The 15,645-nt window shown below is 71.9% G+C and carries 12 protein-coding genes; 5 read left to right on the plus strand and 7 right to left on the minus strand.

Annotated features, from left to right (window positions below; genetic code table 11):
• Nucleotides 1-24 precede the first annotated feature (24 nt).
• Nucleotides 25-717, plus strand: coding sequence for a DUF4191 domain-containing protein (locus ACZ6TB_RS27425; protein WP_465558410.1), 693 nt, complete (start codon nt 25-27; stop codon nt 715-717).
• A 666-nt stretch (nt 718-1,383) separates the two neighbouring features.
• Here the strand turns inward: ACZ6TB_RS27425 and ACZ6TB_RS27430 are convergent.
• Nucleotides 1,384-1,767, minus strand: coding sequence for an RDD family protein (locus ACZ6TB_RS27430; RefSeq protein ID WP_465558412.1), 384 nt, complete (start codon nt 1,765-1,767; stop codon nt 1,384-1,386).
• A gap of 219 nt (nt 1,768-1,986) precedes the next feature.
• On the opposite strand from ACZ6TB_RS27430, the gene glnA reads away from it, so the two are divergent.
• Nucleotides 1,987-3,411: a type I glutamate--ammonia ligase gene (gene glnA, locus ACZ6TB_RS27435; RefSeq protein WP_465558634.1), complete on the plus strand. Its 1,425-nt coding sequence runs from the start codon at nt 1,987-1,989 to the stop codon at nt 3,409-3,411.
• A 202-nt stretch (nt 3,412-3,613) separates the two neighbouring features.
• Nucleotides 3,614-4,270, plus strand: coding sequence for a tetratricopeptide repeat protein (locus ACZ6TB_RS27440; RefSeq protein ID WP_465558414.1), 657 nt, complete (start codon nt 3,614-3,616; stop codon nt 4,268-4,270).
• Here the strand turns inward: ACZ6TB_RS27440 and ACZ6TB_RS27445 are convergent.
• From ACZ6TB_RS27445 to ACZ6TB_RS27460, 4 genes are all read right to left on the minus strand, one after another.
• Nucleotides 4,245-4,436, minus strand: coding sequence for a hypothetical protein (locus ACZ6TB_RS27445; protein WP_465558416.1), 192 nt, complete (start codon nt 4,434-4,436; stop codon nt 4,245-4,247). The two genes, ACZ6TB_RS27440 and ACZ6TB_RS27445, sit on opposite strands and share 26 nt — an antisense overlap.
• Nucleotides 4,437-4,447: 11 nt before the next feature.
• Entirely contained in the window at nt 4,448-5,263 is an 816-nt protein-coding gene (locus ACZ6TB_RS27450) for an LLM class flavin-dependent oxidoreductase (RefSeq protein ID WP_465558418.1), read from the minus strand.
• Between the two features lie 92 nt (nt 5,264-5,355).
• Nucleotides 5,356-9,192 (minus strand): tetratricopeptide repeat protein, encoded by a 3,837-nt coding sequence (locus tag ACZ6TB_RS27455; RefSeq protein ID WP_465558420.1) that lies wholly within the window; start codon nt 9,190-9,192, stop codon nt 5,356-5,358.
• A gap of 18 nt (nt 9,193-9,210) precedes the next feature.
• Nucleotides 9,211-9,594 carry a hypothetical protein gene (locus ACZ6TB_RS27460; protein ID WP_465558422.1) on the minus strand — a complete coding sequence of 128 codons (384 nt, stop codon included), beginning with the start codon at nt 9,592-9,594 and terminating at the stop codon, nt 9,211-9,213.
• Between the two features lie 68 nt (nt 9,595-9,662).
• Here ACZ6TB_RS27460 and ACZ6TB_RS27465 point away from each other — a divergent pair, with 68 nt between their 5' ends.
• Both ACZ6TB_RS27465 and ACZ6TB_RS27470 read left to right on the plus strand, forming a co-directional pair.
• Nucleotides 9,663-10,883, plus strand: coding sequence for an MFS transporter (locus tag ACZ6TB_RS27465; protein WP_465558424.1), 1,221 nt, complete (start codon nt 9,663-9,665; stop codon nt 10,881-10,883).
• On the plus strand, nt 10,846-13,878 hold the full coding sequence (locus ACZ6TB_RS27470) for an AfsR/SARP family transcriptional regulator (RefSeq protein ID WP_465558426.1): 3,033 nt from the start codon (nt 10,846-10,848) through the stop codon (nt 13,876-13,878). The genes ACZ6TB_RS27465 and ACZ6TB_RS27470 overlap by 38 nt, the downstream gene beginning before the upstream one ends.
• On the opposite strand, the gene ACZ6TB_RS27475 is transcribed toward ACZ6TB_RS27470, so the two are convergent.
• A complete protein-coding gene (locus tag ACZ6TB_RS27475) occupies nt 13,875-14,666 on the minus strand; it encodes an ABC transporter permease (protein WP_465558427.1) in 792 nt (263 codons plus the stop codon). The genes ACZ6TB_RS27470 and ACZ6TB_RS27475 overlap by 4 nt on opposite strands.
• Nucleotides 14,663-15,619 carry an ATP-binding cassette domain-containing protein gene (locus ACZ6TB_RS27480; RefSeq protein ID WP_465558429.1) on the minus strand — a complete coding sequence of 319 codons (957 nt, stop codon included), beginning with the start codon at nt 15,617-15,619 and terminating at the stop codon, nt 14,663-14,665. Before ACZ6TB_RS27480 ends, ACZ6TB_RS27475 begins: the two co-directional genes overlap by 4 nt.
• Between the last annotated feature and the right edge of the window lie 26 nt (nt 15,620-15,645).

The following is a 15,645-nucleotide window of genomic DNA, read 5'->3' on the forward strand; positions in this document are numbered from 1 at the left end:
GCAGTCCCACTACACTTCCGTGTTATGGCAAAACCCCAGGAGAAGGTGTCGTTCGGCGAGCGCCTGAAGCAGATCGGTCAGGTGTTCTCTTTCACGGCAAAGCAGGACAAGTGGTTCATTCCGCTGCTGGTCGCCGCGGTTCTGATCCCGGTCGCGCTCACCGTGCTCGTCGTTCTCCTGACGGGTGGCTACATCTGGATCCCGGTCGGCCTCATGCTCACGCTGCTGGCCGCCGTGATCGTGCTCAACCTGCGCTCCAACGCCGCGATGATGAACGCGGCCGAGGGCCAGCCCGGCGCCGCCGCGAGCCTGATCGAAAACATGCGCGGCGACTGGCGGGTGCGCCCCGCCGCGAGCTCGACCACCCAGTTCGACATGGTGCACGTGGTGATCGGCCGCCCCGGCGTGATCCTGCTCGGCGAGGGCAACCCTCAGCGCGTACGAGGCCTGCTAGGTCAGGAGAAGAAGCGGCTCTCCAAGGTCATCGGAAACGCCCCGATCTTCGACTGGATCATCGGGCACGAGGAGGGGCAGCTCAACATCCGCAAGCTGCGCACCACCCTCATGCGCCTCCCGAAGAACCTCACCGGCAAGGACGTCAACGCCCTCGACAAGCGCCTCGGCGCGCTCATGGCCCGCCCGCAGATGCCCAAGGGCGCGATCCCGAAGAACATGCGGCCGGCCAAGGGCGCGTTCCGGCAGCAGCGTCAGCGCTGATAAAGCCCAAAACGACAAATCACGAACAAGCAGCAGAGGTACGCGGTCCGGACAAGCCCACGCCGCGCAGCGCGACCCGGCGGAAACACCGGGCCGCAGCGCGCCTCTCGCGTGTAGCGATGGGTCACCCACCCCGCCGCGCCCGGCAGCCGAAGTCCCCGCACGCCGCCGCAGCAGCAGCCACAGCCCGACGCGCGTATGGGTAAGCAGAGCCGCGCAGCCACCCGACGCGCGTATAGGTAAGCAGAGCCGCGCAGCCACCCGACGCGCGTATAGGTAAGCAGAGCCGCGCAGCCACAGCCCGACGCGCGTATAGGTAAGCAGAGCCGCGCAGCCACAGCCCGACGCGCGTATAGGTAAGCAGAGCCGCAGCCGCCACCCGACGCGCGTATAGGTAAGCAGAGCCGCGCAGCCACAGCCCGACGCGCGTATAGGTAAGCAGAGCCGCAGCCGCCACTCGACGCGCGTATAGGTAAGCAGAGCTCCCGACCAGATCCCAGCCCGCCACCAACGCGGCCGCACCCCAACGCGCGTATAGGTAAGCAGAGCTCCCGACCAGATCCCAACCCGCCACCAACGCGGCCACAGCCCGACGCGCGTATAGGTAAGCAGAGCTCCCGACCAGATCCCAACCCGCCACCGACGTGGCCGCACCCCGCGGGCGGGTCACTCGCGCGGGCGGGACACCACCATCACCGAGCGCGCCGCTCGGTCGTGCAGGCCGCGACCGTCCCCATCGGAGATCACCGCGGGGATGATCAGGGCGATCAGCAACCCCCGCAGCAGCGCCCGCGGGATGCCGATGGCGCCTCCGTCCGTGATGGAGATGCATCGGATGCGGGCCAGCGCCATGCCGACCGTCTGTCCGAAGAGGCCGACGAAGAACGCGTGCGCCAGCACGAACACGCCGAGCTGCGGCCACGGGTTCGCCCGCAGGTCGTCGACCAGGAAGCTGGCGACCAGCGTGGCCGCCGCCCAATCGATCAGCAGCGCCAGCGCTCGCCGTGCGAACGACGCCACATCGGTTCTCGGTTCGCTGGTCGTCGCCACGACGCCAAGCGTAACCGGGCAGGTTTTCGCGACCCGGCACGCGGTATGTGACGGCCGCGATAGCGTGGCCTGGATCGCGGCTCACTCTCCGGTGCCGTAACACGACGGAAACAATAGGGATACGCCCGGGCAACTCCGTACCCATAGCGTCGCGACCAGCCTAGCCACGCGGCGGAACCACGCCGCCCCGGTGTCGAAATCATGTGCCAGGAGGACGTGTTGTTCGCCAATCCCGAGGAGCTCCTGCGATACCTCAAGGACGAGGACGTCAAGTTCGTCGACGTACGGTTCTGTGACCTGCCCGGTGTGATGCAGCACTTCAACACCCCGGTTGAGTCGTTCGACGACAGCGTCATCACCGACGGTCTCGCCTTCGACGGATCCTCGATCCGAGGGTTCCAGGCCATCCACGAGTCCGACATGATGCTGCTGCCGGACGTCAGCACCGCGTTCATCGACCCGTTCCGCCAGCAGAAGACGCTCGCGCTGAACTTCTTCATCCACGACCCGTTCACCCGCGAGGCCTACTCGCGTGACCCGCGGAACGTGGCCAAGAAGGCCGAGACCTACCTGGCCTCCAGCGGTATCGCCGACACCGCGTACTTCGGCGCCGAGGCGGAGTTCTACATCTTCGACTCGATCCGCCACTCCACGTCCGCGAACCAGGCCTTCTACTACATCGACTCGATCGAGGGCGCCTGGAACTCCGGCAAGGAGGAGGAGGGCGGCAACCGCGGCTACAAGACCGCGTACAAGGGTGGCTACTTCCCCGTCGCGCCGCTGGACCACTACTCCGACCTGCGCGACTCGATGGTGCGCCGCCTGCTCGACGCCGGCTTCACCGTCGAGCGCTCGCACCACGAGGTCGGCACCGCCGGCCAGGCCGAGATCAACTACAAGTTCTCGACCCTGCTGCACGCGGGCGACCAGATGCAGCTGTTCAAGTACATCATCAAGAACACGGCGTGGGAGAACGGCAAGACCGCGACCTTCATGCCCAAGCCGCTGTTCGGCGACAACGGCTCCGGCATGCACACCCACCAGAGCCTCTGGCTGGGCGGCGAGCCGCTGTTCTACGACGAGACCGGCTACGCGGGCCTGTCCGACACCGCGCGCTGGTACATCGGCGGCCTGCTGCACCACGCCCCGAGCCTGCTCGCCTTCACGAACCCGACGGTCAACTCGTACCGTCGCCTGGTCCCTGGTTTCGAGGCCCCGGTCAATCTGGTCTACTCCCAGCGCAACCGCTCGGCCTGCACCCGCATCCCGGTGACCGGCAGCAACCCGAAGGCAAAGCGCGTCGAGTTCCGCGTGCCGGACCCGTCGTCGAACCCGTACCTGTCGTTCGCCGCCCAGATGATGGCCGGCCTCGACGGCATCAAGAACAAGATCGAGCCCCCGGCCCCGATCGACAAGGACCTCTACGACCTCCCGCCGGAGGAGTGGGGCACCGTCAAGCAGGTCCCCGGCTCCCTCGACGCCGTCCTCGACTCGCTCGAGTCCGACCACGAGTTCCTCACCGCCGGCGGTGTCTTCACCGACGACCTGATCTCCACCTGGATCGACTGGAAGCGCGCCAACGAGATCGACCCGGTCCGCCTCCGCCCGACCCCGCACGAGTTTGAGATGTACTACAACGTCTGACCCGTTTCAGCTCGCTGACCTGGGGTTTCGTCGTACACCCCAGCAACCGCGACAACTCGGCGACAAGCTGCGAAGCGGCGGTCATGCCCGGCTCCGAGCCGGCGTGGCCGCCGCTTCCCGCTGTCCGCCCCTGTCGCCGATTCCCGCACTCCAGCCTCGGCGGCGCTCGTAGGGTCAGCACAGCCACTGCGAGAGGAGCGACATGCCGACCGACTGGTACCGAACGACGGAGTGGCACGAATCGGCCCGAGCCGAGTTCGAACGGCGCCTCGCGAGGGCGCGGCCTTCGAGCCGCGGTCAGTACCTTCGGATCAAAGCTCTCAGCCTGGCCGAGGCGGGAATCGCCGACGGCGCCCGGGAGCTCTATCGACGCGTCTTGGAGGGTGATCCCGATGGCTCAGAAGCGGCGTCAGCCACCGAGCTGCTCGGCGACCTGGAACGAGCCCACGGCAACGCCGCCGCGGCCGAAGAGCACTACCGAACACTGCTCGACCGATGGCCGACCCTGAACGGCACGAGCCACCTGGCAGAACTCTCGCTTGCCGAACTGCTCACCGAACACGGCGACGCAGACCACCTGGAGGAAGCAAACGCGCTGCTCACCGCATGCGCGGAACGTGGCCGGGGCCTGGCGTTCAACGACGCCATCTTTCGCTGGAACGTCGCACGTGCACGACTCGCCGACAGGCTCGGCGACGAGCCGGCCCGGACAGCGGCCGCAACGAAGGCACTGGCCTTGGTCGAGAGCGGACCGCGGCTACCTCGCCACCCTGACATCGGCATAGTCGAAACCAGCGAAGCAACGGTGCGTTGGCTGAAGCAACTAACGACGGTCACGCCTGGCCCTCGGCCGGTGTGACCGTCGTTTGCCGTCGTACGGCCGTGCAGTGATAGCAGCCGTAGCTGGTTTCGTCGGAGCGGTACCACTCGTGCGCACCGCAGTCCTTCTTGCCCTTCGGGAACAGCGGCATGGTCCAGAACGGCAGGATGACCCGCAGTCTCGTACGCCATCGATACTTGGCCATGTGTGCCTGCTTTACCGTCCGGCCAGCTCGGCCACGACCGGGGCGAGAGCGGCGGCGACGTCCGCTCCGAACACGAAGTACGTGAAGCCGATCTCGTCACGTCGCCGCTGGATCTCCTCGGCGGCCGCGGCGGGGTCGGTCGGGAGGAAGGCCAGCGAGTCCGCGGCGCGGAGGGCGGCGGGGTCGGTGTCGGGGCCGGCCATGAACGGGGCGACCCCGTCGCCGACCACCGGCACGTGCAGCGCGAACTCCACGTCGCGGCCGTTGCCGAAGTCGCGGACCCGGCGCGTCGTGTCGGCCCGCGACTCGGTGTGCGGCATCACGAAGGTCACCGTGTCGGCCAGCTCGGCCGCCACCGCCTGCGCCTTCGGGCCGCCCACGGCCATCGCCACCGGGGTGTGCCGGTCCGGGCCGTCCAGCTCGCGCAGGGCCTTGACGACCGCACGCACCTGGTCCAGTCGCCGGCTCGCGGGCACCACCGGCAGGCCCAGCTCGCGGAGCTGGTCCGAGATGCCGGGCCGGCCGGTGCCGATGCCCAGGTCGAAGCGGCCCTCGGTGAGCACGGTCAGCGAGTGCGCCTCCCACGCGGTGCTCCAGGCCGGCCGCACCGGCGACGCGTACACCCAGGTGCCCACCCGCAGATCGGTGACCGTCGCCGCGACGGCCAGCGCGGGAGCCGGCGCCGGCTGCCACTCCGGCACGTCGGGCATCAGGATGGTCGAGTAGCCGCTGTCGGCCAGACCACGCAGCTGGTCGCGCCACGCCCGCACATCGGTGGTGATCGGAGCAACGGCCCCGAAGCGCAACGACCTGGTCGACGTAGTCATGGTGATCAACCTCCCCGGCCCGACCCTACGCCGGGCTCTCCACCTTTCTACGAACGAGCCGCGGCGGATCCGACACACCGCGCCGGGCATGTCTACTCCGGGATCGCGAACCAGTCGTTCGGGTCCGGCGAGTCGCCCGGCGTCGCCGATCTCGCGCGCGCCACGGCGGTGAGCAGGTCGTTGCCCGACTCCCCGGCCGTCCGGTACGCGGCCTCCGCCTCGGCCGGCTCGCCCAGGTTCACCAGCACGTCGCCGAGCAGTCCGGCGGCCAGGGCCTTGCGTACCGGATCGGCGCTGCCCCGGATGGCCTGCTCCAGCAGCGGGCGCGCCTCGGCGTACTCCTCCTGGTCGATGTAAACGATCGCCAGGTCGGTCTGGGCGATCGGGGTCCAGCCCGGATGGCCGGTGTCGACGGCCGCGCGGTAGGCCGCCTCCGCCCCGGCCATGTCGTCCTGACCCACCAGCAGGTCGCCGAGCAGGTCCAGGGCGCGCGGCTTCTGGTCCGGGTCGTCCGCGGCGATCGCGGCCTCCAGCAGCTCGCGGGCCCGGTCGATCTCGTCCGCGACCATCAGCAGGGCGGCGAGGCTGGTCTGCGCCATGGGCAGGACGTGGGCATTGCCGGAGGCGACGGCCGCCTCCAGCGTCTCCCGCGCGAGCTCGGTCTCGCCCGCGTTGAACTGCACGACGCCGAGGCTCGCCTGGGCCAGCGGCACCACCTGGGCGCTGCCCGAGGCGACCGCCGCCTCCAGCAGCTCGCGCGCCCGCTCGACCTCGCCCTCGGTCACCAGCAGGACGCCGAGGTTGGATTGGGCCAGCGGCACGATCTGCGGGTTGCCGGAGGCGACGGCCGCCTCCAGCAGCTCCCGTGCCCGCCCGGCCTCGCCGGCGTTGAGCAGCAGGCCACCGAGATTGGCCTGGGCCATCGCCACCGCGGTCGAGTTGCCAGAGTCGATCGCGGCCTCCAGCAGTTCGCGGGCCCGCCCGTTCTCACCGGCGTTGAACAGCAGGCCACCGAGATTGGCCTGGGCCATCGCCACCGCGGTCGGGTTGCCGGAGGCGACGGCCGCCTCCAGCAGATCGCGGGCCGGCCCGACCTCGCCCAGGTTGAACAGCAGGCCGCCGAGGCTCGCCCGGGCCACGGGCGCGATCTGCGGGTGGCCGGTGCCGATCGCCGCCCGGAAGGCCGCCTCCGCCCCGCGCAGGTCGCCCCGGGCCGCCAGCACCTCGCCGAGCAGGGTCAGCGCGCGGGGCGTCTGGCCCGGGTCGCCGTCGGCGATGGTCTCCTCCAGCAGCGGGCGCGCCTCGTCGCCCCGGTCCTGACCGAGGTACAGCACGGCCAGGTCGGTGCGCGCTATCGGCATCCACTTCGGATTCGCCGTGCCGATCGCCGCCCGGTAGGCCGCCTCCGCGCCGGGGACGTCACCCTCGTTCGCCAGCACCCCGCCGAGCAGGGCGAGGGCCTCGGCCTTCCGGTCCGGGTCGCCGGCGGCGGCGACCTGCTCCAGCAGCGGGCGCGCCTCCGCGCCGCGGCCCTGACCGAGGTACAGCACGGCCAGGTCGATCTGCACGACCGGGACCCAGCGCGGGTGCGCCGTGGCGATCGTCGCCCGGTAGGCCTCCTCGGCGCCGGTCTCGTCCCCGCGGCCGGCGAGCAGCTCGCCGAGCACGGCCAGCGCGCGCGGCCTCTGGTCGGGGTTGTCCGACGCGCTCGCCCGCTCCAGCAGCGGGCGCGCCTCGTCGCCGCGATCCTGGCCGATGTACAGCAGGGCCAGGTCGTTCTCCGCGACCGGCGTCCATTTCGGATGCGCCGCGGCGATCGCCGCCCGGAAGGCATCCTCCGCGCCGGGAGCGTCGCCCCGGCCGGTCAGCAGCTCGCCGAGCACGGCCAGCGCGCGCGGCCTCTGCTCGGTGTTGCCGGAGGCGGCGACCTGCTCCAGCAGCCGTCGCCCGGCGTCCCATTCCCCGACAGCCACCAGCAGGCTTCCGAGGCTCACCTGCGCCATCGCCGCGACCTGGAGATCGCCGGAGTCGGCCGCGGCCTTCAGCAGGTCGCGGGCCCGGCCGACCTCCCCGGCGTTGAACAGCAGCCCGCCGAGGTTGGCCTGGGCCAGGGCCGCCACCTGGGGGTTGTTCGAGCCGACGGCGGCCTCCAGCATTTCGCGCGCCCGCTCGAGCTCGCCGGAGTTGAAATACAGCCCGCCGAGATTGGCCTGGGCCAGCCCCACGACCTGGGGGTTGTCCGACGCGAGGGCGGCCTCGAGCAGCTCGCGCGCCCGGCCGGGCTCGCCCGCGTTGACCAGCAGGCCGCCGAGATTGGCCTGGGCCAGCGCCACCGCGATCGGGTTGTCCGAGCCGAGCGCGGCCTCCAGCAGCTCACGCGCCCGCGCCAGCTCGCCGGTGTTGAACGACAGCCCGCCGAGGCTCGCCTGCGCCAGCGGCACGACCCGGGTGTCGCCGGAGCCGATGGCGGCCTCCAGCACCTCGCGCGCCAGCCGGTACTCGCCGGTCCGGATCAGGACGGCCCCGAGGTCGGTCCGGGCCATCGGCACCACGTCGGGGTCGCCCGAGTCGATCGCCTGGGTCAGCAGGACCCGGCTGCGGTCCAGGTTGCCGTCCTCGAACTCGAGGTCGCCCAGCAGCAGCGCCGCCAGGGGCGCCACATCGCTGTCGTCCGCGTCGAGCGCGGCCCGGAAGGCGCTCCGCGCGATCGCGCTCTCCTTCCGGGTGATCGCCGCGAAGCCTACGTCGAGAAGGTCGTACGGCGAGCTGTCCCGGATGACGAAGTCCCAGGTGGAGCCCGGAATCTCGACCGCGCTCTCGGGTCGCTGACCGTCGGCGTAGGCGAGGATGTAGTCGAACGCGGAGAACCGGATGTCGTCGTCCTCGCGCACGGTGTGGAGCAGGGCGATCGACCCGGCGATCGGTTCCCGCGCCCAGGCCAGCCCGGCGGCGAAGGCGTCGTCGGTGGCGTCGAGCTCGGGCGCCGCGTCGGCCAGGTACATCGCGAACATCCGGTGCAGGGTCGTCCGGCGCAGCGGGTGCTCCAGACCCACCCGGCGCCAGTCGATGGCAGCCTGGATGACGGCCCAGCCGGCCGGGTTGCTCTCGTACGCGTCCTCGTAGCGCTGTTCGAGCAGGGGCGCGGCCACCAGTTGCTCGCCGATGCCCCGCTGCGTGAAGTCCTCGTCCCGGTACAGCCGTGCCGCCTCCTCCCGCTCCTCCGGCTGGAGCTTCCGGGCCAGCGTGATCGTCCGCGCCCGGCCGAGGATCAGGTGGGCGGCGCGTCCCGTCTCGCCGGCGGCGGCCAGCACGTCGTCGCGCCTCTTCGACCGGATCGTCCCGGCGACCAGCACGGACGGGCCGAGGCCGGCGAAGCTCTCCAGGGTGAGGGCGTCGAGCCCGGACGGGGCCAGGTAGCGGTCGATGTCGTCGAGCCACAGCACGATCCGCTCGTTCCGCTCGGCGACGAGCGAGGCGAAGAGGGGCCCGAAGGCCAGCAGCTTGGCCGGCGCCGACGGGTCGCCCCGGGGCACCAGCAGCCGCGCCTTGGGCACCTCCGCGAGCAGCGCCTCGAACAGCGAGCGCGACTTGCCCGACTTCGACAGACCGACCAGGAGCACGAACGACTCGTCGCGGACGGCCTCACGAAGCGCGGCGTCGGCCTTGCGACGCACGTACGGCTGCGCGCGGTGGACGTACTTCGACCGGGAGACGCCGATGTCGTGGTAGTTGACGTCCTCCACGGCCGGCGGGGTCCCGTCCGCCGCCAGACGCAGGTCGAGCAGGTCCTGCAACTCGTGCGCGCGCTCCGGGCCGGAACGCAGCATGATGTTGACGTCACCGGCCTGCGCGATCTGCACGATCTTCTCGACCTGGCCGCCGCTGACCACCGCGGCGACCTCCGGCCGGACCGCTTTCCGATCGTCCACCGCCCACCGCCCGCCGGATCAGAACGTCACGTCGCCGTGGACCTCGCCGATGTTGGTTATCTTGCCGACCCGCGCGTTGTCCTTCACCGTCGTGATGAACGAGGGCGCGGCGGGAATGTCGTTGATCAGGTCTTCCAGCTGCCGGGCGAGCTCGGGATCGTGCGCGATCCGGTCCTGGAGGGTCTCCGCGAGCTCGGCGGTGCGGGCCTTGCTCTCCGGTTTCGCCTCCACCCGGTCGATCGACTCGGTCACCTCGGCGTCGCCGCCGAACCGCGAGCGCACCACCTCGTAGACCCGGTTGATGCCGTTGCGGACCGCCTCGCCGAGCGCCGACCCGGCCCCTTCGGCGGCCTTGGTGGCGATCAGACTGGCGGCGGCGAGCGCGAGAGAGGCGGGATCCATTGCCCGAACGTATCCACATCCCCGGCCGCGGGCAGTCACCTCACCGACAGGCCCGGCATAATGATCAAGTGAGCGACGGGCCGGGCCGACGGGGGAGCGTGCTCGCGCTGGGGGCGCTCATGGTCGCGGCGTTCTCGTTCTTCACCGTGGAGATGCTGCCGGTCGGCCTGCTGCCGGTGATCGCCGGCGACGTGGGTGTCTCGCTGTCGACGGCCGGTCTGCTGGTGACCGGCTACGGGGTCACGGTGGCCATCGCGTCGCTGCCGCTCACCCATCTCGTACGCCGGATTCCGCGCCGTTATCTGATCTCCGGGGTGCTGGCCGTCTTCGTGGTCGCGACCTGCGTGTCGGTGACCGGTGGCTACCGGCTGCTGCTCGGCGGGCGTGTCGTCACCGCGCTCGCGCAGGCGATCTTCTGGGCCGTCGCCGCGCCGGCCGCCGCCGCGCTGTTCGACCCGCGGGTCCGTGGCCGGGTGACCGCCGCGCTGATCGGCGGGGGCTCGCTCGCGAGCGTGCTCGGCGTGCCGTCCGCGACGTGGCTCGGCCAGCAGGCCGGCTGGCGGGTCGCCTTCCTCGCCGTCGCCGGCCTCGGCCTGGTGGCGCTGATCGGCACCGCGCTGCTGCTCCCGACCACCGCGCCCGAGCACGGCAACGCGGCCACCGGCGAGACGCCCGACACCCGGCGGTACTGGCTGCTCATCGCCGCGACCGCGGTCGCGATCACCGGCGTGTTCGGCGCGTACACGTACATCTCCCCGTTTCTCACCCAGGTCAGCGGCTTCCCGGCCGATGGCGTCGGCGCCCTGCTGCTGGTCTACGGCATCGCCGGTCTCGGCGGCGTCGCCGCCGGCGGCGCGCTGGCCGACCGCGCCCCCCGGGCCGCCACCGTGGCGCCGCTGCTGATCCTGTCGCCCGTCCTGCTCGCCCTCTACCTGTTCGGCACCAGCCAGGCCGCGACCGTGGCCCTGATGGCGCTGTGGGGCTTCGCGATGCCGCAGATCCCGGCCACGTTCCAGAGCCGGGTCCTGCAGGTGGCCCCCGGCAGCACCGACGTCGCCTCGGCGGTCTTCTCGGCCATGTTCAACGTCGGCATCGCCTCCGGCGCCCTCCTCGGCAGCGTGCTGCTCCCCCGCACCGGCCTGCGCAGCACGTTCCTGATCGCCGGACTGCTCACCGGCGTGGCACTGCTGCTCCTGCTGAGCGAGCCCGCCCTCACGAGAAGGCGGTTGCGGGGACAGGCAGAATCGGGACGTGGACATCGCGGTGCTCGGTCCGGTCGAGCTGCGTGACGGGGGCGGTCAGGCCGTGCCGGTCGCGGGCGCCCGGCTGCGCACCCTCCTGCTGCTGCTCGCCCTCGACGCCGGCCGCGTCGTCACCGCCGACCGGCTGATCGACGGGGTGTGGGGCGACGACCCTCCGCAGGCGGCGGGCAACGCGCTTCAGGCACTGGTGTCGCGCCTGCGCCGCGCGGCCCCGGCGCTGACCGTCGAGTCGGCGGCCAACGGCTACCGCCTGGCCATCGACCCGGAGAACGTTGATGCCATCCGGTTCGTCCGGGCGGCCGAGAGCAACCCGCGGGGAGCGCTCGACCTCTGGCGCGGCGATCTGGAGTTCCCGGAGGTGGCCCGGGCGGACGCGGTCCGGCTCGACGAGCTTCGCCTCGCCACCCTGCGCCGTCATCTCGAGGCGCAGATCGGCCACCGGGACGTCGTCCCCGAGCTGGAGGGCCTGGTCGCCGCCCATCCGCTCGACGAGCCGCTCACCGGCCTGCTCATGCGGGCGCTGCAGAAGCAGGGCAACCCGGGGCGCGCGCTGGAGGTCTACCAGGAGCTGCGGCGCCGGCTGGCCGACGAGCTCGGCGCCGATCCGACGGCCGAGCTGGCCGCCGTCCATCTCGAGCTGCTGCGGGCGCCGGCGCGGGCGCGGGGCAATCTGCCGGCCGAGGTGAGCAGCTTCGTGGGGCGCGATGCGGACGTACGTGAGGTGTGCGCCCTGATCGACACCCATCGCCTGGTCACGCTCCTCGGGCCGGGCGGCAGCGGCAAGACCCGGCTCTCGGTCGAGGTCGGCGGCCGCCGCGCCGGCGAGGTCTGGCGGGTGGAGCTCGCCCCGGTGACCGATCCGTCCGAGGTGCCGCAGGCCATCCTGGGCGCGCTCGGGCTGCGGTCCCAGCTGCAGATCGCCCGGCCGGCGGTGGCCGAGACGCCGGTGGCCCGGCTCAGCGAGGCGCTGGCGGGCCGCGAGATGCTGCTCATCCTCGACAACTGCGAGCATCTGATCGCGGCCGCCGCCGAGGTGGCCGACGCGCTGCTGCGGGCCGCGCCGCGCCTGCGCCTGCTCACCACCAGCCGGGAGCCCTTGGGCATTCCGGGCGAGCGGATCCATCCGGTCGAGCCGCTGGCTCTCCCCCCGGTGGGCGCGGACGCCGCCTCCGCCTCCGCATTTCCGGCCGTACGCCTGCTGCTCGATCGCGCCGCCGGGCTGGTGCTCGACGACCACAACGCCGAGCCGGTGGTCCGCGTCTGCCGGGCGCTCGACGGCATGCCGCTGGCCATCGAGCTCGCCGCCGCGCGCCTGCGCACCCTGCCCGTGCCGGTGCTCGCCGACCGGCTGGCCGACCGGTTCCGGCTGCTCACCGGCGGCAGCCGCGCCGCCCTCCCCCGGCACCAGACGCTGCGGGCGGTGGTCGACTGGAGCTGGGACCTGCTCACCGAGGACGAGCGGCGGCTGTGGCGGCGGTTCGCGGTCTTCCACGGCGGCGCCGACGTGACCGCCGTCGAGCAGGTCTGCGACGCCGACCTCGGCCTGCTGGGCGCCCTGGTCGACAAGTCGCTGCTGGTGCTCGGCCCGGACGGTCGCTACCGCATGCTCGAGACGATCCGCGAGTACGGGCTCGAGCGGCTGGCCGCGGCCGGCGAGTCCGAGTCCCATCGGCGCACCCTGGCCCGGTACCTGCTGTCGCTGGCCGAGGAGGCCGAGCCCCGGCTGCGCACCGCCGAGCAGCTGGTCTGGCTGCGCCGCCTCGGCGTCGAGCACGACAACCTGCAAGCCTCGGTCCGGGCCGCGGTCGACGCCGGCGACAAGGTCACCGCGGCCGCGTTCGTGGCCCGGCTCGGCTGGTACTGGTGGCTGCGCGGGCACCGGATGGAGGGCGCCGTCCTGTCCGCCGAGGTGGCCGCCATGCCCGGCGAGGCCGACGCCGAGGACCTCGCGCTCACCCACACGTTCGCCGTGATCAACGGCCTCGAGGGCGCGCTGACCATCGACCAGGTGAAGGAGCATTTCCTCGCGGCCGAGACGAACGGCGCCGGCCCGGACGCGAAGCATCCGGCGTTGCGCCTGCTCAAGCCGCTGGCGGCGATCTTCGACAACCCCGACCCGGACGCCGGTATCCGGGTCGTCGCGCCGTTGTTCGAGGACCCGGACCCCTGGCTGCGGGCGGCCGCCAAGATGATCCTCGCGCACCTGCGGCTCAACTTCGGCGACAGCGGCGAGGCCGCCGTCACCGACATGCGGGACGCGCTGACCGGATTCCGCGCCGTCGGCGACCGCTGGGGAACGGGGTTCACGCTCAGCGCGCTCGCCGACATGGTCGCGGCCGAGGGCGACTTCGCGCAGGCGGTGCGCTGGCAGCGGGAGGCGGCGGCGCTCATCCGCGAGGTGGGCATCCGGGAGGACATGCCGCAGCTCGAGACCAAGATGGCACACCAGCTCTGGCTGGCCGGCGAGCACGACGAGGCGTACCGGGTGCTCAAACGGGCGCGCGAGATGGCCGAGGAGATCGGCCTGCCCGAGGTGCTGGCCTCGGTGCAGTACGGCTACGCGACCATGTCCCGGATGAGCGGCGACCTCGACGAGGCCCGCGAAATGATCGCCCGGTCGGCCGAGATGATGGGGAACCCGGCGTTCGCGCCGCAGTTCAGCGCGATGACCCGCAACACGCAAGGGCTGATCGAGGCCGCCGCCGGCGACCTGGCCACGGCCCGCCGCCATCACGTGGAGGCGCTGCGGATCGCCGTGGGTTCCCGGGACGCGCCGGTGGTGGCGATGGCCGTGACCGGCTGGGCCGACCTGGTGCTGCGCGAGGGCGATCCCGAGCGGGCGGCGTACCTGCTGGGCGCGGCCGACGCGGTACGCGGCTCCCGGGACGCGACGGTGCCGGACACGGCGCTGATCGCGGCCGCGGCCCGCGCCGCACTGGGCGACGCGGGCTTCGAAGCGGCCTACCGGCGGGCGGCCGGGCTGACCGTGCCGACGCTGCTCGACGCGACCGGGCTAGCCTAGACGCGGCGGCGGAAGGCCCAGACCGAGAGCGGGGCGAAGACGGCCAGCAGGACGACCGCCCAGATCACTGACTGGGTGACCGGCGTCGCGATCGGGCCGCCGTTGAGCAGGCCGCGCACCGCGTCGGCGAGGATCGACACCGGGTTGACCTTCACCCACGCCTGGAGCCAGCCCGGCATCGTCTCGGTCGGCGCGAACGCGTTGCTGGCGAAGGTCAGCGGGAACAGCAGCACGAAGCCGAAGATCTGCACCTTCTCGGGCTCGCTGACCAGCATGGCCACCAGCACCGACATCCACGACGTGGCGAACGCGAAGAACAGCAGCAGCGCGTACATGCCGGCCACCTCGGCCGGCCCGGTGCCGATCCGGAAGCCGAGGATCGTGCCGACGACCAGCAGCAGCGTCACCGCCCACGCCTGCTTGACCACGTCGGCCACGATCCGGCCGGCCAGCGGCGAGAACCGCGAGATCGGCAGCGACCGGAGCCGGTCGAAGACGCCCTTGCTGATGTCGGTGTTCAGGCCGACCCCGGTGTTCAGGGTGGCGAACAGCAGGTTCTGCACGATGATGCCGGGCAGCCCGAACGCCAGGTACTCGGAGGTCGATCCCGCGATGGCGCCGCCGAACACGTACGTGAAGAGGACCAGGAACATGATCGGCTGAACGCTGAAGTCGAGCAGCTCGAACGGGTTGTGCTTGATCTGCACGAGGGTGCGCCAGGCGAGCGTGGCGGTGTTGCGCACGGCCACGATCGGGCTGACCCGGGCCTCGATGGTCGGGGTGCTCATGCGTCGTTCCCTTCGGGCGAGGACGAGGCGGAGTGGCCGGTCAGGGTCAGGAACACCTCGTCGAGGCTGGGGCTGCGCAGGGCGAGCTCGGCGACCGGCACGCCCTTCTCGTCGAGCCGGCGCACCAGGGTGGCCAGCGCCGCCGGGTCGGTCACCGGGGCACTGATGATCGGCCCGGACAGGTCGACGGCGCCGGAGGCGATCGAGCCGACGATGGCGGCGACGGTGTCCCGGTCCTCGTCGGACGCCGGCCGCACGGTCACGGTCTGCGCGCCGGCGCGGGACTTGAGCTGGTCCGACGTGCCGGTGGCGATCACCTTGCCGTGGTCGATCACCACGATCTCGTCGGCCAGCTGGTCGGCCTCGTCCAGGTACTGCGTCGTGAGCAGCACGGTGACGCCGTCCCGCACCAGGCCGCGGATGATGTCCCACATGTCGTTACGGCTGCGCGGGTCGAGGCCGGTGGTCGGCTCGTCCAGGTAGAGCATCCGGGGCGTGCCGACCAGGCTGGCCGCGAGGTCGAGCCGCCGCCGCATGCCGCCCGAGTACTTCCCGGCGGCCCGGTCGGCCGCGTCGTCGAGGCGGAACTGGCCGAGCAGCTCCCGGGCCCGGGCCCGGGCGTCGCGCCGGGAGAGGCCGAGCAGGCGGCCGATCAGCAGCAGGTTCTCGACACCGGTCAGGGTCTCGTCGACCGACGCGTACTGTCCGGTGAGGCCGATCAGGCGACGCACCTGGTGGGCCTGCTTGACCACGTCGTAGCCGCCCACCGTGGCGTGCCCGGCATCGGGCTGGATCAGGGTGGCGAGCACCCGGACCGCGGTGGTCTTGCCGGCTCCGTTCGGCCCGAGCAGGCCGAGCACGGTCCCCTCGCGTACGGCAAGATCGACGCCGCCGAGGGCGACGGTGTCGCCGAAGCGCTTGACCAGCCCTTCGGCGACGATCGCGTTCGTCATGAGTGAGCTCCCGTCATGGTTGCGTT

It is taken from the genome of Actinoplanes sp. NPDC051537 (assembly GCF_055586105.1).